Raw genomic sequence first — 22,203 nt, forward strand, 5'->3', positions numbered from 1 at the left:
TTTCCTCCATTAGGAAGCGGGCGTTCTGGATTGATTATGTGGATTTCACAAGCAACGCACAGCACTCGACATGCGCCGTATGCGGAAACATGTCCACCGGCTGGACGGTTTTCAACACATAGCCGAACGGGGCTAGCTCCGCAATATCAGCCACAAACGTCTCCGGATTGCAGGAGACATACACAACCCGCTCCGGCTGGGCCCGACCGATTTTGCGCATCACCTTTCCCCCCGCCCCCGAGCGCGGAGGATCCAAAAGCAGCAGCTCCGGCCGCCCGAACTGTTCCAACACTTCATCAATTCCGCGTCTCGCATCCCGAGCCAAAAAGTACGTATTGTCAATGCCGTTGTCTTTCGCGTTGCGTTTCGCTGACTCGATCGACGTTTCCACAATTTCAATGCCCGCCAACGCTTTCACCTGCTTGGCGAATGGCAAGGAAAACGTCCCGACCCCGCAAAACAAATCAATCATCTTCTCATGCGGCTGCGGCTCGCCCATCTCCAACGCCAGTTCAACCAGTTTGGCCGCCTGCACCGGGTTCGTTTGGAAAAACGTATCAAACCAAAGGCGGTAACGGAACCCACACAATTCATCGTAAATGAAATCGCGCCCGGCCAACACATGGGTTTGTTCCGCCTGGGTGCGGTCGGCCCACGCCCGATTCTCAAGCCAAAGCAAACTTTTCACGTCCGGGAGCGCCTTCGTGATCCTCTCCGCCAAATCAGCCGCCGCTTCTTTCAACGCCCCTTCCGGCGCCTCGGTCGCAAAGAGCGCCACCATCACCTCTCCTGTCGCAAACGACTCGCGCACCATGACGTGGCGAAGCAGGCCTTCATGGGTATCTTTGTGATACCCAGGCAGCTGATGGTCGCGCGCCCAACGCGCTACCTCCATAGCAGCTTTGACGATCTTCTCGCCGGCAATGAGACATGTCTCCAACGAAATCACTTGCCGGAAATTCCCTTGCTCGTGCAGTCCAAGCAAACCTTCAGGCGAAAACGTAAACTCCATTTTATTGCGGTAATGCCACGGATGTTCCATGCCGATCGTCTCGCGGACAACGCCAGGGTCAAATCCGTGCTGGGCAAGAAGCGCCTTCACCTGTTCAGTCTTATGCCGCAGCTGTCCCTCATAGCGCCAGTGCTGCCAGACACAGCCGCCGCAGCGGTCAAAGTGCGGACACGGCGGATCGAGCCGCTCCAGGTGTGGTTCGATCACTTCCTCCAAGCGGGCGTTCGCCCAGCGCCGTTTCGGCTCGTCGACGACGACCCGCACTTTCTCGCCAGGAAGGGTAGATGGCACGATAATTTTCAGCTTCTTTTGCTTTCCGTCATGCCCATGCCACACAACCGCCTGTCCGGCTCCTTTTTTATCTAATTCATGGATTTGGGCAATAAATGATTGCTCTGCGCCATTTGTCAACGGCTTTCCTCCTCTCGAGATGAACGATGTTGCCACCCTTTATGTATTGTACACGATCAGCACACGAATCCAAAGCGCCTTTCCGTCATAGAGCCGGCCCCTTTTCCTCTGCTCCGCCTTTGGCATTGGTTTATCTGTTTCCAGACAGAAGCACGATTGATCCAAAACAGTCCGCACCAAAGTTGATTTTTTCGCAAGATATAACTATAATGGTTACAACGGTGGTGTTCTACATGAAACAAATTAGCACACGGTTTTCGATGGCCGTTCACATCCTTTGCCTGCTTGCGATCAGCCCAGCCGACTGCACAGGAGATTTCATCGCGCAGAGCGTCAATACAAACCCCGTCATCATCCGCCGACTTATGGGCATGTTAAAAAAAGCGGGGTTGGTTGACGTTCGCCCCGGAGTCGGCGGCGCTTCGCTGCGCAAACCTCCCGATCAAATCACACTGTTGGACGTGTATCGGGCCGTCCGTGTCGTGGAGACCGATCAACTGTTTCGCATCCATGAACATCCAAACATTCAGTGTCCGGTCGGACGGAATATCGAGGCCGTCCTGCAAGCCGAGCTGAAAGAAGCGCAGGCGGCGATGGAAGCGCGGCTTTCGCAAACGACGATCAGCTGGCTGCTCGCTCAATTTCAATAATAAAAGCTCTTAACAGAGCTTTTATTTATAAATCAGTTGTAACCAAAATGGTTATAACAAAAACAAATAAGGAGCATTCCCGTTAGGAGCTTTTCCGGGGACTTGATCAAAAAAAGCCCTCTTGGTATGATGCAGGGGTGTCAAACAACACCTACCATCATGCCAAGGAGGACTTCAGATGAATTGTACACAAAACGCGCACCCTAGGTCTGTAAGATATCCACAAAACTGAAAAAGGATGTAAGGGATTTTGTCGAAAAATATTTTTTGGACACCCCTGAGAGGCCGAAAAGCCTTGATAGATCAACATTTCTAGAGGGAGGTCTAGACGCATGAAAATCTTGGTCACCGGAGCAACCGGAAAATTAGGAACGAAAGTCGTCGAAACACTGTTGAAATCCGTTCCGGCAAGCGAGTTGGCCGTCAGCGTCCGCCAGCCGGAAAAAGCCGAACATTTTCGTGCTCAAGGAATCGATGTTCGATACGGAGACTTCGATCGTCCAGAAACGCTGGACACTGCCTTCCAAGGCATCGACCGTTTACTGATCATCTCGACGGATGGGGACAATGAGACAAGAATCCGCCAGCACACGAATGCTGTCAAAGCGGCCCAACGCGCCCAAGTCCGATTCATTGCGTACACAAGCCTGGCGAATGCAAGCAAAAGCCGGCTCGCCTTGGCTGAAGTGCATCGGGTAACCGAAGAAGCCATCGCAAACACAGGCATTCCGTACTCCTTCTTGCGCAACAATTGGTATTTGGAAAACGAACTTGGAACCATTCAAGCCGTCCTCACCGGATCACCTTGGGTGACATCAGCCGGGACAGGCAAAGTCGGCTGGGCTCTTCGCCAAGATTATGCAGAAGCCGCTGCTGCCGTCCTCGCCGGAGATGGCCATGAAAACACCATTTACGAACTTTCCGGCCCCCTCATGACCCAAGAAGAACTCGCGTCCGCCCTCGGCGGTGTCTTATGCCAAGAGGTGCCGATGCAGCAAGTCGACGATGCCGCTTATGCTGATATCATGAGAAAGGCCGGATTGCCCGATCCGCTCGTGTCATTTCTCGTGGACATTCAACGCGGCATCCGCGAAGGCTCCCTAGAAGTCGAAAGCAACGATTTGGAAAAACTGCTTGGCAGACCCGTGACACGAATTCACGAAGCTCTGACCCAACTTGTCCGTGACATAAAAAGAACAACTCATTAATTCTATGAAAAACCGGCCGTACGGCCGGTTTTTTGACGAACGAAACAAACGTCTTCCTCCTCTTCGCTTTTTCCATCTTTCGGACTTCCATCCCTGTCGGCTCATCAATCGCCTCCTCGTCATCCCCTGTCGCTAAACCTCTCTTCCCAATGCCGGCCTTGCCTAACAGGATTTCAAAACAGCCATATCTGCCGTTGCAAACCGACTGATTTCGCCGAACCAGTTGCTTTTAGATGAACGAAAAGCGTTGATTTTGGGGGATTTCTCAATTTGAGAAGAGAATCCGTTTTCGGCGACTTTTCACTAAATCACCAGTCTTCTAGGGTGCTGAACGCACAAAAAAGGTGTCCCGAACGCCGCGGAACACCTGCGATTCTACAACGGATAACGGTTTATAACGCTTTTTCCCTCTTTCCGTCTACTCTCGTATATCCATTTTCCCAGAATTCCGCATTCTTGATCCCGTATTTCGACGCGTTGAATTCCGGATCTTTCCCTTGCTTCAGCTGTTCTTCGTAATCTTTCAAGGCCATATAGGCAGGCTTGAACAACAATAGGATCGCGATCAAGTTGAGCCACACCATGATTCCAAGCCCGATGTCGCCCATCGCCCATGCCGTCGTCGCCGTTTTGACCGTTCCATAGAACGTGGCCGCCAAAAAGACGAGCTTCAAGGCAAAGAAGGCCGTTCCCCTCTTTTCACTGCGCACCAAATAGGCGAGGTTCGTCTCGGCAATATAGTAATAGGCGTACATTGTTGTAAACGCGAAGAAGAACAGAGCGATCGCGATAAAGGCCGACCCGAATCCCGGGAAGAGCGTGTCCACCGCCGCCTGCGTATACCCTGCGCCCGGCTCCACTCCTTTCAAATGAACCACAATCGACTCGCCTGTTTTTTCATTGATCACATTGTATTGACCCGTAAACAAAATCATCAGTGCCGTCGCCGTCACGACCAAGAACACGTCCAAATAGATCGAAAACGCCTGCACAAGCCCCTGCTTGGCCGGGTGGGACACTTCCGCCGCCGCTGCCGGGTGGGCGCCCGTCCCTTGCCCCGCTTCATTCGCATAAAGGCCGCGCTTGACCCCCCACATCACCGCCGAACCAAGAATTCCGCCAAACACTTGATCAGCGCCAAACGCGCTTTTGAAAATGAGGCCAAACACATCCGGGACTTTCTCAATATTGACCGCAATAATCGCAATCGCCACCAACAAATAGCCAATTGCCATAAACGGAACAACAATTTCCGCCGTTTTCGCGATCCGCTTCACTCCACCAAAAATCGTAAAGCCAAGAACAGCGATCACGAAAATTCCCGTCACCAATTTCGGAATGCCAAACGCATTCGAAAAGCCGTCGGCAATCGAGTTCGCTTGAATCCCCGGCATCAACACCGCCATGGAGAGAATGATCGCCGTGGCAATCACCACCGCAAACCATTTCCAGCCAAGGCCTTTTTCAATGTAGAACGCTGGACCACCGCGGTATTGCCCGTCTTGCTCTTCTTTGTAGATTTGCGCCAGCGTCGACTCGACATACGCCGTCGCCGCTCCGATAAAGGTGATCACCCACATCCAAAAGACCGCGCCCGGCCCCCCGTACGCAATCCCCGTCGCCGTCCCTGCCACGTTCCCAACGCCAATGCGTCCGGACAACGACATCGTCAACGCTTGGAAAGAAGACACCCCGGCCTCAGAACTTTTCCCCGTCGTCACAAGCCGGATCATCTCTTTCACGTGGCGGATTTGCAGGAAACGGGTGCGAATGCTAAAATACAAACCGCAACAAACAATGAAACCAATCAAGAAAGGGCTCCACAGCCACCCGTTCACCGTTTCCACGAGCTTTTCAATCAACCCAATCCCTCCTATGCCAGCTAATTACTTTTGTTGTATAACACACAACCAAATAATATTATAAAATATTACACATTTCGGCTTCAATAATTTTTTTATATATCATTTTTTTCTGCATTTTCTTTATATCACCCCACTTGTCCTTGTATAAAAAATAAATGGTTTGTTCCTATATTTTTTCAAAATAACTTTCAAACAAAAAATGATAGGATGAGGCAAGGCGGGTGAATCCGAACGGTCGTCTCCCCACGCCGCAGGATCCCAATCCTTGAGACCTTGAGCACGGGCCCCATCTCCCCCAATGATCCCCATCTGAATCGCCGCAAGCGCAAAGCCGAACACACAGAACAACGTGTTCGGCTTTGGCTTTTGTTACATATAGCCGATGAGAAACACGACAAAACCCGCTAATCCGACCGATGCGACGAAGAGGCCAAAGGCGATCCGTTTCGCGGCTTTGCTCTTTTGGACAACGCCATACACGAACAACACGATCGACACGACCAACAAAAGCAAAATGAGAGACGAAATGCTCACGTTCAGCGCTCCTTATCGTGCACTGCCCCTAGGAAAGACAGCGTTTCTCCATCCGTGCCATCACAACCAGCGATTGATCCATTCCCACGAGAACCTCTTCCCGGTTGATGCCATCCACCGCTCACGCCCCCGCAATTTCTTCCGAATTTCTGTTAATCTCATCGATAATGCGAATGATCCTCCGCGCATCGTCCATGTTGTCTTGAAAGAGTTCAACAATGCTGCCGACGGTTTTGAACGGCTCTTCCTGCAGCACCCGTTTGTCCATGACTCCATTTTTCACAAATTGACACTCCGCACGCCTAAAGGCGTGGGATTCTTGGGTCGTTTGCGTCCTCATCCATTTCTGGTTCGGACAACGCCCAAATTCAGGAGTGTGTCATCACCCCGTCCCATCGGGTTACGATGTACCCCAATGGGCGGCGCACCTGTGACCCGTGCGCTAGGTTCGACGGCAAAGCCCGAAATCGCTTTGGCGATGTTGATCGCGCCATTCAAGTCGGCGTGGAGAGTGTATCCACACCTTTGGCATCGAAAGCGGATGCCGTTTCGGTTCGCTTTCTCTCGATGACCACATTGACACGTTTGGCTCGTGTAGGTTGGATTCACCCACTCCACCCGAATGCCCGCCATTTCCGCTTTATAGGCGATCATCGTTTGCAGTTGGTGAAATGACCAAGAGTGAAGGCTTCGCCCCGCTTCTTTGGCCGACTTTGCCCGTTTCCGAATCCCCGTCAACGCTTCCATCCGAATCACGCCAACACCGTTGGCGAGCGCAGCATTCACGATTTGACGGCTGATTTTGTGATTTTGATCCTTCATCCAGCGGGACTCTTTGCGGCCGATTTTGCGAATCATATGAAGCTTCTTGGCTTGGCCCAGCCTTCGCCGCAAAGCCGCATATCGTCGACGTACAAAGGCGCATTGGTTCCCTTTGAAAAACCACGATTTCGTTCCCACGCTGGCCACGGCGATATAGCGAAGCCCAAGGTCAACCCCCATCACCTTTGTTTCGTGCCGCGGTTCCACTTCAAATGTGACCGCAACAGCCAAGTACCATTTCGTTCTCTTTTTATAAAGCTTGGCGGCCCCTTGTTTGGCGGTTCCATCGAGCAGCCGATTCAGCCACGCTTCTTGATAGGGGCGCGTGACGACCGGCACGCCGATTCGCTTCTCCAGCGTGGGGAAGGAAACCGTGTAGAACGCTCCTTTCTTTTCCACCTTCACGTTTTGATTGTTAAAGCAACACCAGAATGTCCGGAACTTCTTTGTTTTCTGGTTTTTCTTTTGGGACTTCACTTCTCGAATCGTCTGATTCACGACGGCGCAAGGAAACCGCTGCGACGAAAACGCTTTAAATAATTTGCTCGTCGCTTGATTCAGCTTGGATTCAACAGCCAATTCGCAAACGCGGTATTCACTTCTGTCATCCGTTCATACATATCTTGTTTCACTTTCGTCGGCTTGTACAGGTCCAGCTTTAGTGTGATCGTGGGCATGGATTCACCTCCTTGCGACGATTACATGATATCGTTTTTTTTCATCATCATTCAATTATGAAGAAAACGGCTCGCTTTCATCCCACCCTTCAAGGAGTGGGCTTTCTCGCTCGCTGATCTGTAATGCCGCCTGTCCAAAACGTTTCCCATATTTTATCGACTTTATGGCGCAATTCGCCTGTGAGCATGGCTTCTATGTACCTCCTTGTGATTTCCAATCTCTATTATATACAGTTTTCGATACAAAAAGGGGAAGAAAAATATGTTTTATGCCGGTTGACGCTCAGAAAGACGGAGAATGGCTTTCTTTGTGGAACAAAGAAACTCCCACTGTGCTTTGTTATGAAGTGGGAGTCGTTCACCATAACCGTTCGAGGAATTCTTGCAAGTGGTGTGGATTCTCAATAGGATTGATATCATCCAATCCCCAGTTTTGCAGGCGGATGAAATCTTTATCATGATGACTAAACAATGTCATTCGTTTTGTAAATGAAGAAAGCTCAACATAGTGTTCATCATAGCTTATAAGATCGGGAGAATACGGTGGCAGTGTTTGATAAACAACAAGGCCGGATCAACCGGCCTGTTGCCTTATCTCAACCGCACCTTCGCCACACACTCCACATGCGCCGTGTGTGGAAACATGTCCACTGGCTGGACTTCGATCGTTTCGTAGCCGCCGTCTTCTAAGATGCGCAAGTCGCGGGCGAGTGTCGCCGGGTTGCACGAGACGTAGACGACGCGGGGCGGCTTCATGGCGATGATCGTCTCAAGCAGCGAGGCGTCACAGCCTTTGCGCGGCGGGTCAACGACCAAGCAGTCAGCGCGGATGCCTTCTTGATACCAACGCGGGATGACGTCTTCGGCGGCGCCGACTTCGAAGGTGACGTTTTGGATGCCATTCAGCTCGGCGTTGCGCTTGGCGTCTTCGATCGCTTCAGGGACGATTTCGACGCCGTAGACATGCTTCGCTTTTCTCGCTAAAAAGAGCGAGATCGTGCCGATGCCGCAGTAGGCGTCCATGACCGTCTCCGATCCAGTCAGCTCAGCGTACTCGAGCGCTTTGTCGTACAGCACTTTCGTCTGTTCCGGATTGACTTGGTAAAACGAGCGGGCCGAGATGGCGAATTGGATGTCGCCGATGCGGTCGGTGATGTATTCGCTCCCCCATAACACCCGCGTTTTGGCGCCGAAAATGACGTTCGTCCGCTCGGGGTTGATGTTTTGCACGATCGATGTCACGTCCGGGATTTCACGGACGATGGCGCGGACGATTTCTTGTTCATGCGGCAAATGCTCGGTGCGGGTGATGAGCACGACCATCACCTCGCCTGTTGACGCGCCATAGCGGGCGACAATATGGCGAAGAACGCCTTTGTGCGTGGTTTCGTCGTACGGGGGAATGCCATAACGCTCGGCGATGCGCTTCACCGTCTGAACGACGACATCGTTTTTCTCTTGTTGGATGAGACAGGCATCCATATCGATAATCTCATGGCTCCGTTCTTTGTAAAAGCCCGCGACCAAGCCCCCTTCGCGCTCGCCGACCGGCACTTGCGCCTTGTTTCGGTACCGCCATGGGTTTGCCATCCCGATGGCGGGATGGACCGCGACCCCATCGAGCTTGCCGATGCGGGTGAGCACTTCCTTCACTTGTTTTTCTTTCGCTTTCAGCTGGCCCTCGTAGCTTACATGCTGCAACTGGCAGCCGCCGCATTGGCGATAGACGGGGCACGGCGGCTCGACGCGGTCCGGGCTCGGTTCGTACAACTCCACAAGACGGCCGTACCCGTACCCTTTTTTCACTTTGATCGCTTTCACCTTCGCCCGCTCGCCAGGGAGCGCGTGTTTCACGAACAAGGGAAAGCCGTCGACTTTCGCCACCCCGAGACCGTCGTGGGTCAAATCCGTGAATACGACGTCATAATATTCATTTTTGGCGACCGGTGCTTGCTGCTTCGTCATGTCCGTCTCCTTTCTGCCGATCGGTTTGTACAGTTTAGAGTTCCCTTCTTGAGCAAGAGGCATAAGAAAAGAACAGGCTCATCTTCCTGTTCTCACTTGTTCCGCCTTGTCTTTCGGCATGATGACTTCCAAATGGCGGTACAAATTGACGAACTCCCCTGGAAGCATGCCGCCGAATTCGCCGTCTAAGTTCAGCTGCATCGGCGAATGCACCTTCACCCGGTTTGCTTTCGTGTAAATGATATGCGGGTCGTTGATATGCTCGCCGCGCGCGGCGAGCGTGACAAGGCGAATGAATTCGGCCAAGTTCGTTTTCTTGACGATGATAAAATCAAACAGGCCGTCATTGAGTGACGAATCGGGCGCGAGCTTTTCAAAGCCGCCGACCGAGTTGGTCAGCGAAACTAAAAACATCATGATGTCGCCTTCAAATAATTTGCCGTCATACTCAATTTGCGCCTCTGTTGCCTTAATCGACGGAAGCATTTCAATTCCTTTTAAGTAGTAGGCCAGCTGCCCGAGCATCGTCTTCAGCTTGCTCGGCACTTCGTAGGTGAGCTCGGTCAGGCGCCCGCCGCCGGCGATGTTGATGAAATAGCGTGTTTTGTCTTCGTTCGTCACACAGCCGATGTCAATCGGGACGGGCTCGCCCGTGGCGATCACCTCGCACGCCCCTTCGATCGAGCGCGGCACGCCGATGGCGCGGGCGAAGTCATTCGTCGTGCCGACGGGGATCACGCCCAATTTCGGCCGATGCAGCTGATCGGCGATGCCGTTGACGACTTCATTGATCGTTCCGTCGCCCCCTGCGGCGACGACGAGATCAAATTCCCGCAGGACGGCCTGGCGCGCCGCTTTCGTCGCATCCCCCGGCCCTTCGGTCGCATGGCATGACGTTTCATAGCCCACTTTTTCCAACCGCACGAGCACATCAGGCAAATGGCGCTTAAACAGCTCCCGCCCTGATGTCGGATTGTAAATTATTCGAGCTCGTTTCATCCTTCTCAACCTACTTCCTTTTTTTCCATTCCACCCGTTCCCATCATAGCGAAACAATGCTTGATGCGCAACTCCGACGAATGTCGTGAACAAGGCGGAGAGAAACAGCGCCCTTGTTTCAAGGGAAGGGCGCTGTTGGAGGATAGGCGTTATTCTGTTGTCTTCGCCTCTTGAGACGATGCTGGCGCGCCGAGCGGCTGGGAATACGCGGGTGCCCCCCCTTGGGCGATGTTCTCAAGGAGCTGTTTCACATCGATGCCCGTCGACGCTTTCAACGTCTCCTGCAAGCTCGCCATTAAGTTGGTCGCATAGCCCGTGACGCGGTTGGCGCCGCCCCCCGCTCCTGAGCCGGTGTCGACGATCGTCAGCTTCTCGATGTTCGAAAGCGGGCTCGCCACCTGCTTCGCGTATTCCGGAAGCATCTTGATGATCATGTCGAGCACGGCCGCTTGGCCGTAGCGCTCGAACGCTTCGGCGATCTTTTGTTTCGCTTCCGCTTCGGCGAGACCTTTCAGGCGAATGATTTCTGCTTCCGCTTCCCCTTTTGCTTTCTCCGCCTCGGCTTTCGCCAACCCGTCGAGGCGGACGCGCTCCGCTTCCGCTTTCGCCAGCGTTTCGACGCGATATTTTTGCGCATCGGCTTCGGCGATTTGCTTCGCCTTTTCCGCCGCCGCTTTTTGTTCAATCGCATAACGCTCGGCGTCGGCTTTTTTCTTCACTTCCGAATCGTATTGCCGCTCGCGGCGCAAAATTTCTTTTTCTTCCAACTCAATTTGCTTTTGCCGCTCGATGATTTTAATTTGCATTTGCTGCGCTGTGACTTCCTGCTTCGCCTTCGCTTCTTCGAGATGGTACGCCTGGTCGGCGCGCGCTTTGGCGATGTCTTGTTCGCGGCGGAACTCGGCGAGCTTCAGTTGGTTGATTTTCTCCGCTTCGGCGATTTCCGTCAGCCGCTCGAGCTCGGCTTTGCGCGCTTCCTTGTCCGCTTCGGCGCGCTTGATGCGCGTCTCTTTTTCCGCCTCGGCTGTCGCGATGTCGGCGTCGCGCTTCACTTGGGCGATGCGCGGTTTCCCGAGTGCATCAAGGTAGCCGTTTTTGTCGCGCACGTCTTTAATCGTAAACGAGACGATGACGAGCCCCATTTTCGCCAAATCTTGCGACGCGACGCGCTGCACTTCCTGTGAAAACTTGTCGCGGTTTTTGTAAATTTCCTCCACCGTCATCGACCCGAGAATGGAGCGGAGATGTCCTTCGAGCACTTCTTTCGCTTCGTTTTCCATATCTTGTCTTGTTTTCCCTAAAAACTGCTCGGCCGCGGTCGCGATTTCGCCGATTGAGCTGCCGACTTTAATGATCGCCACCCCGTCCGCCATCACGGGCACGCCTTGTTCCGTGTACACTTCGGGCGTTTGCACGTCAAGCTTGATCGACAATAGGCTCAGCGGCTCGGCCTGTTGGAAAATCGGCACGACAAACGTGCCGCCGCCGCGGACGATTTTGATTTTGTTTCCCGATTCATCGACATGAACGTTTTTGCTTCCTAAGTAGCTGCCCGTCACAATGAGCGCCTCGTCCGGCCCGACCGTGCGGTAGCGGGCGATAAAAATGGCAATAAGTCCGACAAGAAGTAAGACGACGACGCCGATCACGACAAGCCATGGCGCAATAGTCATCACTTTTTCCCCTTTCTTTGTTTAAATCAAAACATGATACGGATCACACTTCGCCACTACAGCAACGCCGTTTTCCATTTGCACGATGACGACTTCTTCCCCCGCAGCGATTTCCTCAAGATGGAGGCTTTTCGCTGGTTTCGCCACCGCCCCGCTTTTGCGGGAGATGAGAATTTCTCCAAATCCATCAGGCGGCACGGGGACGATCACTTTCGCGAGCGATCCTTCCAAGTCAGCGTCCGTATACCCGAGCGATGCCTCAGCCGAACGGAGCGGCAAAAAAACGAAAAAGTGCAACAGCAACACAGCCACAAGCGCCACGCCGATGGCAAGCCACAGAACCAAGCTCGATGCCCAGTCTGTGTACCATTCCCCCAGCAATCCGACCGCGCTGCCAATAATGAAAAACGATAAGACGAGCTGCGGGCTAAACAGCGGATGATCAGCCACATCAAACAAACCGTCAAGCACATCGCTGAAGAAAAAATACAAAACCGTCAACAGTGCACTGACCACCAGCACCGCTCCGTAGATGACTTCAGGCGGATAGCCGAACCACACCCCCCTCCCCTCCTTTCGCCTTTACCTATTGATACGGGCGAGGCAACGGTTGGTTTCATCATTTTTCCAATGTCATCAAAATTCGACAATCCTCCTTGATTTCCTTCTTCTAACAGCAGAAAAAATGCAGGGAGACCGGCAGGATTTTGCATAGTGCAAGGCGAATCAAGCTATGCGAATCTAAAAACATATCGGGAGGGAGACCATGTCAGAAACGCGCATTGACCACGATCGCCTGTTTAAAGAGTTGTTGAGCACCTTTTTTGAAGAATTTGTTCTCCTCTTCTTTCCTCACGTACACGAACAGATTGACTTTCACTACCTTTCCTTTTTATCAGAAGAAGTGCTGACCGATGTCACCGCGGGTGAAAAACATCGAGTCGATTTATTGGTCGAGACGAAGCTGAGAGGAGAAGATGGACTGATCGTCGTCCACATCGAACATCAAAGCTACATCCAATCCTCGTTTTCAGAGCGAATGTTCATTTATTTTAGCCGCTTGTTTCAAAAACACCGCCGCCGCATTCTTCCGATCGCCATCTTCAGCTATGATGCCATCCGCGATGAACCATCTTCATTCACCGTTGCGTTTCCGTTTTTGACCGTTCTCGATTTCCGCTTTTTGACGGTGGAATTGTCCAAACTCCCATGGCGCACATACATCCGCCATGACAACCCGGTCGCTGCCGCTCTGTTAAGCAAAATGGGGTATAATGAAGAGGAGAAGGTGGAAGTGAAAAAGGAATTTTTGCGCATGCTCGTCCGCCTCGAGCTCGATGAGGCGAGACAGCGTCTGTTGTTCGGCTTTTTCGAAACGTATTTGCGGTTATCGGAGGAAGAAGAAGTCCGATTGCGAAATGAGGTGAAGACCATGGAGGAAAAGGAGGCTGCCAAAGTCATGGAACTCATCGTGTCATACGAACAGAAAGGCATGGAAAAAGGAATGGAGAAAGGAATGGAGAAAGGAATGGAGAAAGCAAAGCTGGATGTTGCGAAAAGAATGTTGGCAAAAGGATTTGATGCTGACACGATCCATGAACTGACCGGACTGCCGCTGGAAACGATTGAACAATTGAAGCCATGAGAAGGCAAACCCCTTCTCCCTGAATCATTCGGGTTGCCGCCCCCCATTTCCCCAAACTTTGGAACATCTTCAGGGAGAAGGTCTTTTCATCGTTCTTCGCTCTATTCCTCTGAAATCCCCAGCCGCTTCAGCTCCCGCCCAAGCCGCCCCGTAAGCATGAGCCTGTACATGCGAAAATCGGCTCGAAGCGACCAAAGCGGACGGCCGAAGGTGGCGGGCTTGTTTCCTTCGATGAAAAAGTGGCTGAACCAGGCGAGCGCATAGGCGGCGATTGGCGCGCCAAGCAGCCACCATGCGTTTCTCGTGACAATCACAATGATCACAAACAAAAACACGAAGCTCGTTCCGACAAAATGCCAGCGTCTTGTCGCTCGTTTCCGGTGTTGAGTCAAGTAAAACGGCCAAAATTCTTCATAATCGCGAAACTCCATCTCCCTTTCCCCCTTCAGCGGATGCGGCGCGCCGCTCGCGAATGCCGCGAACGAGCAGCACCCAGTACCCGATCATGTACAGAAACAGCACAAGCGACAGCCATGCCCACCATTGCCCTTCGATGAGGGATTGCTGCCAGTAGGCGAACTCATCAACGCCGACCCTGGCGATCGTGTGGAAATTGTTGAGAAAAAAGAGCGGCACGGCAAGCACGGCCGCTAACGAATACGGGCGGCGAATCGTTCCCGCCATGAGCGCCGCCGCACCGGCGATGAACGTGGCGATGCCGACAGCCCAGTATACGGCCGACATTCATAACGTCATGCTCGGTCCCATCATCCCCCTACTCCTATTGTATTTCCTCCATCACCTGAAATGTCTGCAAGTTGTGCTTTTGCTTCGGCACGGTAAACTCAGCAGCGAGTTGGCCTGTACGAAGATGGAAAATGTTCATTTCTCCAGCATGGTCCTCCTTGTTCCCTTCCTTCGGCTCAAACAATGCATACACATAGTCGCCGTGAAACCGCGCTTCCCAGTATACCGACGGCAGCTCATGCTTCTCCATCACCTTAAACTGATCGTTCAGCGCAAGCCATCCCGACTGTCCTCTCTGGACATAGCTTACCCACAGCGTGTCTCCCTTCACGTAAAGCTGATCGAACTGCGTCTCCTCTCGCCCCATGTCCCAATAGGCCACTTGCCATGAATGCGGATCCACGATGGTGAGGCGAGGTTTCGTGGCAATGACAAGGCGGCCGTGAAAAACCGCCATGGAGCGCGCGAAGGACGTAGGCAATGGAATTTCCTTCACTACGGAACCGCGCTGATCCAGCACATACAATACACCGTGCTCCTTTTCCATCACATCAGCAAACACATAGAAATGCGGCTCTACGCGCAAAACTTGAAGAATGTAAGGAGGGAGCCGCTTCGAAAACAGCAATTTTCCCCCTTTCCGGACTTCTAGTTTATGGGTGTTGACATCTTGATTCAGTGATCGAATCTCCCACTCACCCTCCAGCGAGGCAAACGAAAGAGGGATGGAGACCGCTTCTTGATCGACCAATGTCCATGTGTCGCGATTCAGCCGATAGATATGCCGTCCCGTATAATCTGACCACAACAACAGTTCCTTCGTTGATGAACCACGCGAAAGTTGGGACACCCCAACAGCTTCTAGCGTCACCACGTTGCGCACGTGCGGTCCATCCGCCTCCACGATATACGAATCTCGCGCAAACGGGTGAGAATACAAAAAGAAGATGCGCCCGGGCGGTTCGTTCGCCGAGCGACCCTGAGACGGCTCATACGTCCTCACTGAGGAGACGACGGACTCATCCAAACTCTGCACCCCATACACAATGACAGGCGCGGCAGCCGCCAGCACCACCCATATCCATCGTTGCCGCTTCCACCAAGCCTGCCCTTCCTTTTGGCCTCCTATGCGTTGGACAAGCCATCCCCAATACCAGACGATGTAAAGAAACAACGCAAGAGACAGCCACGCCCACCATTGCCCCTCGATGAGGGATTGCTGCCAGTAGGCGAACGGATCGACGCCGACCCTGGCGATCGTGTGGAAGTTGTTGAGAAAAAAGAGCGGCACTGCGATCACCGCAACGAGCGAATACAAGCGGCGAACCGTTCCTTTCACCAGCATCGCCACACCGACAATCAAGGTGGCCATGCACATAATGTCGTACAACACGGACATCCATAGCGGCGCACTCGGACCCATTTCAAATCCCCTTTCATCCGTCATGATGACCATATTCGATGAGAACCAAAAGAGTTCCTTCCTGTGAGAACGATGTTCCCTTCCTCCGTGAGGGAGCGGCTGCTCAAGTTCAACACACATTTGGCCTGCACCCACAAAGCATCCCTTCATAATGAATAGTGCTTTCAAATTGCGGGATAAGGGGGATAGAAGGGCATAACTCTTAGGACGGATCTCCCTCTATTTTTCGGATCGTGCCCGCTCAGCTGCGGTCAGTTCGCTTTTGTTATGTTTAGCACTTGAGAATCAATGCCTAATTCTAGTTCATTGATTTTTTGAAACTCTGTATTATATATCAAGATTTTTTTGGATTGATCAATCACGACTAAATGTTGATTCCAAGTTGTGATATTGGTGGGGTTATCCGCTAATTTGACTTTTTCCGCTTCTTGACTTCCTTCGATTTTTAAAACTTCGATAAAGGATTTCCGATCATAAGGCTCATACAAGATAATGATTTTATCATCCAAAATAGCCATTTCTTTCGTTCCTTGTTTTAATTTCAACTCTTTCGAAATGACACCATTCTTTATATAATAGAGTTTATTTTTATTAGACGAAGCTCCAGCTGCCTCTTCATTTGCCAATCCAATCATCATATCTTTGTAAAATAGTATTTGATTTGGCACATGAGCTTGATCCATTTTTAAAACTTTATCCAGCTTCCAAGTATCGAAATCAAAACGATAAATATTTGACTGACTGTTCTCACAAACTGAAGGAAAATACACTTTATTTCCAACCTTCATCATGGATTGCACGATTCCGTTGACTGTAAATTCTTTGACGAACTTATTTTTCCTTAAATCATACAATCCTAGCTTCGTAACAGGGATTCCTTCTGAGTTGATCAATGAAAGGGATGAATCCATCAATAAATATCCATTGTATGAAACAACATTCATAGGGCCAAAATCTTTTACCTTTTGATATTTTGCTTGGCCGTTAGAAAATTCGGTTATCCCTGCAAAATGATATTCCGGCGAATAAGTAGGAGCTATCAATTTTTTCGTACGTTTATCGTAAACAGAAGTGTGCATAAACCTTTCATTGTAAATGGCACGCTTAGTCAAAATCCCATTATTCTCGTCAATTAAAATGATGGTATTGGGGGTATTGATTAATAGATCTGGATGATCAGAATCAAAAGAAACCTTAACACTCGAGCTCTCTTTTAATTTGAGCCACACATATCCTCCTGCCAAAATCGCGATCAACAAAAAAACAAAAAATAGTAATGATATGTAAGTTCTTCTCATAAAAAATACCTCCCTAATGACATTTTAGGACACAGCCACCAGCTGTGTCCTATTTGCCTTTATTTTACCCTTCGCTCCTCATAAATAAATGTGTCTGTTCATCGTCGGCTATATTATCCGGCGTGACCCAGTAACCACCATTACTATCAATATCAATACTCGCCTTCACTTTATAACCAACATAAGGAAGTTTCGTACAATACCACTCATCATAATTTGTTTTAGAACTGCTCCAGTCATATGGTTCACCCATTTGTTGACGTAAATAAGATACGACCTTCTCTCTTTGGTCTGAAGATGCATCAGGGACCCAATAACCCACCACTTCTTTATAATTCGTTTCCCAAAATCGTTTAGATTCTCTGGTACCGTCAAGAATTTTGTGTAATGCAAGATGGATAGGGTATCTCTGAAATGGATTTGGAATGGATAGTGAACCGATTTCCTCCCCACAGGAGACTGAATATTCAGTCTCCTGTGGGGAAAGGGAGAATCCCCTTATTTTGTTTATTTTCATTTACAATATATGGTTAATTGTAACGTTCCTGAATCCGTGACAAAACATCTTTACAATAGTCGCAAACCATGGATACGATAAGGGAAAACGACGTTAACGACTTTTCATCAAGTAGGTGAATGTCATGAAAGATTTCCCGATTCGGTTTGTGTTGACAGATGAAGCGATTACTCCAAGTGCTGGGCTTGCTCTCGTGGGCTACTAATGAACTCGACGACGCTGTGGCCTTTCCGCGATCGAAGAAGCTCCAGTCCAGCGGAAAGGGTTTGTCGGGATTCGGCGATGCTGTACACGCAGGAGAGCAGCACCACCGCCCAATACCGTTTCACCGCCCGAATGTGGCGAACGCGGTATCCATCCAGCTTCAGTTGATCTTTCGCCTGCCGGAAAAAGCATTCGATTGTCCAACGCTGGGCATAGTAACGCAAGATGTCTTCGTCCCCGAGCTCCCGGTCGGTGCTCAAGACGCAATGGAGATGTTCCGGTGTCATCGGCTGATCCGCCTTCCAAGCCAGCAGCACCACCGCGTCATCAAGGCCATGGATCGCCCCCTCATAGCGATACACGCGGTAACGCTCCTGACCCACCGTGACGAGGTGGGTGTCTTTGGGCTCGATATAGCGGGCAAACTGCTTTGCTTGGACCGCGATGCCTTTCGGGTAGAGAATCCGGTTCGTCTTGAGCATCGCGATGACATGGAATCCCTTTTTCAGACAGGCTTCGATGAGCGTTTTGGACGGATACCAAGAGTCCATCAGCACATACACCGGCTGATTCAGCTTCACCTTGAGCGAGGAAAGCATCTCGATCGCCAGGTCGATTTTGCTTCTTCTCGCCTTCTTGTCATACAAGCGGAACGCGAACGGAAACGCTTGCGTGAAGGTGTGCACCATCAGCCAAACGAGCGAATGCCCCCAGACCGATTGATGATCCTTGTGCGAGTAGTGCCAGTCGCACCCTTGCATGGCGTGCGTTGCCCGTGACGAAGGCTTCGTTTTTTGGCAAATCGTATCATCGATCGAAATGAAAAGGGGCTGATTCTTCCGTTTGGTTAGGCGTTCGACCCGGCAAAGGATCCACTCTTGAAGCTTCTCAAGCAGCCTTTCCTCGTTCCAAGGGCTTTTCGTGAAAAAGTGGCTCAACGTGGTTCGATGATTCGGATGAAAACTCCAGTGATGGACATCGGTCAACGTTCCCGAAAATCCCTTGGTGGTCAAGGCATCGACAATGTGAACGAGATGCTTCAAGACCGGTTTGGAAAGTTGCAGCGTCAACCCCAAAGTGAAGAAAAACTTGTCTGTAAATTAGCACATTATTTCAGAATCACTTTTTCAAATTATTTCAGATGGATTCTGAAATAATGTGCAAAATTTTTGCGGATTGTTCCGGATTTTGCACATTCTTTCGGAATGTTTGCACGCTCTTTCAGATGAAGATTTCCAGCGCGCCTGATGGACCGATGAAAAAGAGAAGGCACAAAAGAGGCCGATTCGGCCCCTTTCGTGCTAATACCCCATTTCCTCTGCAGCCATGCGCACCACTTCTTCGTCAATGACGTCCTTTTTCAGCTGATGCCCGTACAGCAGGCACGTCGTGGCCAACGTGTTGATGACACGGGGCCAACCACGTGATTGCAGGGCAATCGCCTCTAACGCCGATGGAGTGAAGATCGGATGCTTCGCCCCAGCCTGTTTCATCCGATGCTCGATGTAGCCCGCCACCTCTTCCTTCTCCAGCGGCCCCATCCGGTATCGCATGATGATCCGCTGATCGAGAGGACGGTGCTGATGGAGCCGCAGCTTCCCCTGTAAATGGGGCAGCCCGGCCAACATCAAGACAAATGGGTTGGTCGAATCCATCTCAAAGTTGAACAAGATGGCGATGTCCTGTAAAAAGGCATCCTTTGCTAAATGCATCTCGTCCAACATGAACACCGGCGTGATTCGTCGTTCATGATACAAACGCTCGATCGCCTGCTGGATTTGGCGGAAGAGGTCTACCTTGCGGTACTTCGGTTCCTCTCCTAATCCCAAGGCCAGTCCACGGTAAACATCCATCACGCCTCCGGTGGATAACGGAAAGTAGACGACATGATACAATGATGGATTCAATGACTCTTTCAGCGCCCGAAGGGCGAACGTCTTGCCCGCCCCCGGCTCTCCGATCAACAGCCCGATCCCCCGGGTTCGCTTCACGTACTCCAGCGCCCGCAACGCTTCTTGAAACGCCGCCCCTTGATACGCCTCGGACGGGTCGGTTTCTTTCGCAAACGGCTCCCGCGAGAGGGAATAAAACGTTTTATACATCCTGTTCGCCCTCCTTCGCCGAAACCGCCGCAAACGGCGACCGGTGGCGCTTCACATAGGCATTGTCCTCCAAACGCACCCGAATGGCTTCCGCCACCCGTTTGCCATCTTCGTACACATAGACGCCTCGTTCGTCATAGCGGAGCTCAATCGATTGCCCAATGAACCGAGGCGGCACTTCGTATAGCTGTTTATTCAGGGTGATCGTGCCATCGGCTTTCACCTTGCGGTGCTCCCGTTTCAGAAAAATCGCATCCAGCCAATCGCCATCTTCGATGAACGACACGAGATGCACTTGCGATTGAAACACCTCATGCGGCGTTTTTCCGTCCAGTGAGGCGTGCGGTTTTCGATGATACTCTTCTTCAAGCCACTTCCAAAAACGCTCGTTCAACTCGTCAAGCGATTTCGGCGGATTCCGCTCCAACAGTGGATAAAACCGTGTCTGTACGGTGCGGAAGAACCGTTCGATTTTTCCCTTGCTTTGCGGGTCATACGGCTGGGTGTGGATGAGTGTAATCCCCATCTCGGCACACGCATACTGCAGCACCTCGGACCGATAAATTTTCCCGTTGTCCGAGTAAATGCGTTTCGGCTTCCCGCAACGAAGCACCGCTTCCTTCGTGACGATCCGCAGCCCGTCAAACTTCTCCGAAGGGAAAAATTGGGCATATGGCACCAACCGCGAGCAGTCATCGATATACGCGATCAAAAACGTTTTCTGGGCTTTCCCATGGACGCGAATCGTGGGTCCATGGGATAAGTCCCCTTGCCATAGCTCATTGATCTGGTCATACGCAAAACGCTTTCGCTCCGGCATCGGCAAGATTTCTTTTCCCACCAGGTTGTGTTTTTTCAACAATCGGTATATAGTAAAGTATGAGAGGGTGGTGGGAATGTCCCCCTGCTTGGTGAGTTGTTCGTAGAATAGGGTCACGGGCATGGTGGGATGTTCCTTCCTCAATGCTAGAATATGATCCTTCGACTGCGGAACGCTCTCTCCGCGATCCAGCCGTCCTCTTCCCCCGGTCTAGAACCTTAAGTCTTGAGCTGGCAAGCCTATGTATTTTTTCTTGCACTTCTCTGCATTTTTTGCTTGCAAAAAACACTTAGACAAACGGACAGAGAAAAATACGACGAACAGATGGGTGATTATTGGGGTGTTTAGGATTATTAGCAATCATTGTTGGGGGCCCAATCATTTTCCTGATAATTTACTTAATACTTACTGATATTTTGGAACCTATTTATAACTTGACATGGAAAAAAGATGCTGAAGATGCAGAAGGTATTTTAAGCACCGTTCACATGATTTCTGCTATCGCCATTTGCATCGGAATAATTCTGATGTTCTTTAGGAAGTTATTACGTTCTTAAAGATGATAATTGAATAAAGGGTAACAAAAGCCACCTACTATAAGGTGGTTTTTGTTTGGTTCAAAATCAGCAATAAACTAAGACCCGAGTTCGACAGTCACTAGGCAAACAAAATGCCTCTCGTCCCTTGATACAAAAGGGATCGGAGGCATTTGGGCACACTTCGGGCGTGTATCTAGGTGCGAGGATGGATGCTTAGGATCTTTGGAGGAGGCTCCAGCCCTAGAGCCGTAAAGAGTTGCGCTTGTTTGGCCGTCAGCTCGGTTCGTTGAAAAAGGTCGCCGTTTTTGGAAGAAAAATGTCCAAGCATAAGACGCTCACATTCGTCTCTTACGTTCGGCCACGATTCATGAGTCCGGATCTCTACGATCCGAACTAACAAGAGGGCCAGCCAACTGAGCAGCACATGCGCCCGGATGCGGTCTTCCAGTGGTACTACGGATTTAAGCTTCATCTTCAAGTGACCGACCAAGGACTGCCCATGGGATACGTGGTAACGGAGGCGTCCTGTCACGATCGAACTGCAGCTGAAACCGTCATGACTCAAATTCCTCATCCCTTTAATTTGGGAGACAAGGGATTTATCAGTAGCGAATTGCAAAAAAAGTTGTATGAAGCGTACCAAATCGCCTTTTGGACTCCATCTCGCAAAAACCAGAAACATCGCCCATCGGCATCATGGGAGAGATGGCTCAAACAAAAAGTGTTCTCTGTCCTCGTCGACCAGTATCGTATCACAGAAATTCGTGCTCATTCGATTTCAGGGTTTGAAGTGGCACTAGATGGCATATTGTTGGTGTATTCGCTTGTAACACTCGGGCTAGTTGAGCGCTAGCGCTCAACTAGCACCACGGGTTTACACTCCTAAAATTGCAACAATGATTATTGCCAATACGACACTTAATAATAATGAAATAATCCAATGTTTCTTTTCTGTCATTTTAAAAAGAATATTTATAATAGAACTAATTAGCAGCACAATTATAAAAACAAAAGTAATCATTATAATTTCCATTTAAACAACCTCCTAGGTTTACACATTGAATAATGGACTTATATCCCACTTCCTCAATA

The 22,203-nt window shown here is 50.8% G+C and carries 18 protein-coding genes and 4 pseudogenes; 4 read left to right on the forward strand and 18 right to left on the reverse strand.

What is annotated here, in order from left to right:
- Positions 1-34 precede the first annotated feature (34 nt).
- Positions 35-1,423, reverse strand: a complete 1,389-nt coding sequence (gene rlmD, locus B9L19_RS16445) for a 23S rRNA (uracil(1939)-C(5))-methyltransferase RlmD (protein ID WP_047752308.1) — start codon at positions 1,421-1,423, stop codon at positions 35-37.
- 233 nt (positions 1,424-1,656) lie between these two features.
- On the opposite strand from rlmD (B9L19_RS16445), the gene B9L19_RS16450 reads away from it, so the two are divergent.
- Both B9L19_RS16450 and B9L19_RS16455 read left to right on the forward strand, forming a co-directional pair.
- Complete coding sequence (locus B9L19_RS16450; protein ID WP_025949029.1) at positions 1,657-2,073, forward strand: Rrf2 family transcriptional regulator; 417 nt, start codon at positions 1,657-1,659, stop codon at positions 2,071-2,073.
- 332 nt (positions 2,074-2,405) lie between these two features.
- On the forward strand, positions 2,406-3,281 hold the full coding sequence (locus B9L19_RS16455; RefSeq protein WP_047752309.1) for an SDR family oxidoreductase: 876 nt from the start codon (positions 2,406-2,408) through the stop codon (positions 3,279-3,281).
- Between the two features lie 392 nt (positions 3,282-3,673).
- Here B9L19_RS16455 and B9L19_RS16460 read toward each other — a convergent pair whose 3' ends face one another.
- From B9L19_RS16460 to B9L19_RS16495, 8 genes and pseudogenes are all read right to left on the reverse strand, one after another.
- The gene (locus B9L19_RS16460) at positions 3,674-5,143 is read right to left on the reverse strand and encodes an alanine/glycine:cation symporter family protein (RefSeq protein ID WP_025949027.1); all 1,470 of its coding nucleotides are present in this window, start codon (positions 5,141-5,143) and stop codon (positions 3,674-3,676) included.
- Positions 5,144-5,515: 372 nt separating this feature from the next.
- A complete protein-coding gene (locus B9L19_RS19135) occupies positions 5,516-5,680 on the reverse strand; it encodes a hypothetical protein (RefSeq protein WP_167372790.1) in 165 nt (54 codons plus the stop codon).
- Between the two features lie 121 nt (positions 5,681-5,801).
- Positions 5,802-5,963 (reverse strand): hypothetical protein, encoded by a 162-nt coding sequence (locus B9L19_RS16465; RefSeq protein WP_167372756.1) that lies wholly within the window; start codon positions 5,961-5,963, stop codon positions 5,802-5,804.
- 53 nt (positions 5,964-6,016) lie between these two features.
- Positions 6,017-7,179, reverse strand: a pseudogene (locus B9L19_RS16470) (RNA-guided endonuclease TnpB family protein).
- A 591-nt stretch (positions 7,180-7,770) separates the two neighbouring features.
- Entirely contained in the window at positions 7,771-9,144 is a 1,374-nt protein-coding gene (rlmD, locus tag B9L19_RS16480) for a 23S rRNA (uracil(1939)-C(5))-methyltransferase RlmD (RefSeq protein WP_047752310.1), read from the reverse strand.
- A gap of 78 nt (positions 9,145-9,222) precedes the next feature.
- Entirely contained in the window at positions 9,223-10,143 is a 921-nt protein-coding gene (locus tag B9L19_RS16485; protein ID WP_047752311.1) for a diacylglycerol kinase, read from the reverse strand.
- Between the two features lie 149 nt (positions 10,144-10,292).
- On the reverse strand, positions 10,293-11,816 hold the full coding sequence (floT, locus tag B9L19_RS16490; RefSeq protein ID WP_025951313.1) for a flotillin lipid rafts scaffold protein FloT: 1,524 nt from the start codon (positions 11,814-11,816) through the stop codon (positions 10,293-10,295).
- Between the two features lie 21 nt (positions 11,817-11,837).
- A complete protein-coding gene (locus B9L19_RS16495) occupies positions 11,838-12,377 on the reverse strand; it encodes an NfeD family protein (protein WP_025951312.1) in 540 nt (179 codons plus the stop codon).
- A 205-nt stretch (positions 12,378-12,582) separates the two neighbouring features.
- On the opposite strand from B9L19_RS16495, the gene B9L19_RS16500 reads away from it, so the two are divergent.
- Positions 12,583-13,461 carry an Rpn family recombination-promoting nuclease/putative transposase gene (locus B9L19_RS16500; protein WP_047752312.1) on the forward strand — a complete coding sequence of 293 codons (879 nt, stop codon included), beginning with the start codon at positions 12,583-12,585 and terminating at the stop codon, positions 13,459-13,461.
- Between the two features lie 101 nt (positions 13,462-13,562).
- Here B9L19_RS16500 and B9L19_RS16505 read toward each other — a convergent pair whose 3' ends face one another.
- The 9 genes and pseudogenes from B9L19_RS16505 to B9L19_RS19695 all read right to left on the reverse strand — a co-directional run.
- Entirely contained in the window at positions 13,563-13,892 is a 330-nt protein-coding gene (locus B9L19_RS16505; RefSeq protein WP_025951310.1) for an Mpo1-like protein, read from the reverse strand.
- The gene (locus B9L19_RS16510) at positions 13,873-14,205 is read right to left on the reverse strand and encodes a hypothetical protein (RefSeq protein ID WP_241771923.1); all 333 of its coding nucleotides are present in this window, start codon (positions 14,203-14,205) and stop codon (positions 13,873-13,875) included. Before B9L19_RS16510 ends, B9L19_RS16505 begins: the two co-directional genes overlap by 20 nt.
- A 37-nt stretch (positions 14,206-14,242) precedes the next feature.
- Entirely contained in the window at positions 14,243-15,631 is a 1,389-nt protein-coding gene (locus tag B9L19_RS16515; protein ID WP_047752320.1) for a hypothetical protein, read from the reverse strand.
- A gap of 251 nt (positions 15,632-15,882) precedes the next feature.
- Positions 15,883-16,929, reverse strand: coding sequence for a hypothetical protein (locus B9L19_RS16520; protein WP_047752313.1), 1,047 nt, complete (start codon positions 16,927-16,929; stop codon positions 15,883-15,885).
- Between the two features lie 64 nt (positions 16,930-16,993).
- Positions 16,994-17,446, reverse strand: coding sequence for a hypothetical protein (locus B9L19_RS16525; RefSeq protein ID WP_241771924.1), 453 nt, complete (start codon positions 17,444-17,446; stop codon positions 16,994-16,996).
- A gap of 167 nt (positions 17,447-17,613) precedes the next feature.
- Positions 17,614-18,726, reverse strand: a complete 1,113-nt coding sequence (locus B9L19_RS16530) for an IS701 family transposase (protein WP_089113986.1) — start codon at positions 18,724-18,726, stop codon at positions 17,614-17,616.
- A gap of 225 nt (positions 18,727-18,951) precedes the next feature.
- On the reverse strand, positions 18,952-19,752 hold the full coding sequence (locus tag B9L19_RS16540; RefSeq protein ID WP_047752316.1) for an ExeA family protein: 801 nt from the start codon (positions 19,750-19,752) through the stop codon (positions 18,952-18,954).
- Positions 19,745-20,767, reverse strand: a pseudogene (locus B9L19_RS16545) (transposase); the annotation flags it as partial. The pseudogene B9L19_RS16545 and the gene B9L19_RS16540, both read right to left, overlap by 8 nt.
- Positions 20,768-21,304: 537 nt before the next feature.
- Positions 21,305-21,559: pseudogene (locus B9L19_RS19695) on the reverse strand (IS1634 family transposase); the annotation flags it as partial.
- Here B9L19_RS19695 and B9L19_RS16555 point away from each other — a divergent pair.
- Positions 21,557-21,964 (forward strand): annotated as a pseudogene (locus B9L19_RS16555) (IS982 family transposase); the annotation flags it as partial. The pseudogenes B9L19_RS19695 and B9L19_RS16555 sit on opposite strands and share 3 nt — an antisense overlap.
- Positions 21,965-22,203: the final 239 nt, after the last annotated feature.

Source organism: Geobacillus thermocatenulatus (assembly GCF_002217655.1).
Taxonomy (GTDB): domain Bacteria; phylum Bacillota; class Bacilli; order Bacillales; family Anoxybacillaceae; genus Geobacillus; species Geobacillus thermocatenulatus.

Bases quoted from the DNA above. Each gene is read 5' to 3' on its own strand.
- B9L19_RS16510 (WP_241771923.1), bottom strand. From the start codon at position 14,205: ATGTCGGCCGTATACTGGGCTGTCGGCATCGCCACGTTCATCGCCGGT.
- B9L19_RS16505 (WP_025951310.1), bottom strand. From the start codon at position 13,892: ATGGAGTTTCGCGATTATGAAGAATTTTGGCCGTTTTACTTGACTCAA.
- B9L19_RS16520 (WP_047752313.1), bottom strand. From the start codon at position 16,929: ATGAGAAGAACTTACATATCATTACTATTTTTTGTTTTTTTGTTGATC.
- B9L19_RS16515 (WP_047752320.1), bottom strand. From the start codon at position 15,631: ATGGGTCCGAGTGCGCCGCTATGGATGTCCGTGTTGTACGACATTATG.
- B9L19_RS16500 (WP_047752312.1), top strand. From the start codon at position 12,583: ATGTCAGAAACGCGCATTGACCACGATCGCCTGTTTAAAGAGTTGTTG.
- B9L19_RS16485 (WP_047752311.1), bottom strand. From the start codon at position 10,143: ATGAAACGAGCTCGAATAATTTACAATCCGACATCAGGGCGGGAGCTG.
- B9L19_RS16540 (WP_047752316.1), bottom strand. From the start codon at position 19,752: ATGTATAAAACGTTTTATTCCCTCTCGCGGGAGCCGTTTGCGAAAGAA.
- rlmD (WP_047752310.1), bottom strand. From the start codon at position 9,144: ATGACGAAGCAGCAAGCACCGGTCGCCAAAAATGAATATTATGACGTC.
- floT (WP_025951313.1), bottom strand. From the start codon at position 11,816: ATGACTATTGCGCCATGGCTTGTCGTGATCGGCGTCGTCGTCTTACTT.
- B9L19_RS16455 (WP_047752309.1), top strand. From the start codon at position 2,406: ATGAAAATCTTGGTCACCGGAGCAACCGGAAAATTAGGAACGAAAGTC.
- B9L19_RS16450 (WP_025949029.1), top strand. From the start codon at position 1,657: ATGAAACAAATTAGCACACGGTTTTCGATGGCCGTTCACATCCTTTGC.
- B9L19_RS16525 (WP_241771924.1), bottom strand. From the start codon at position 17,446: ATGAAAATAAACAAAATAAGGGGATTCTCCCTTTCCCCACAGGAGACT.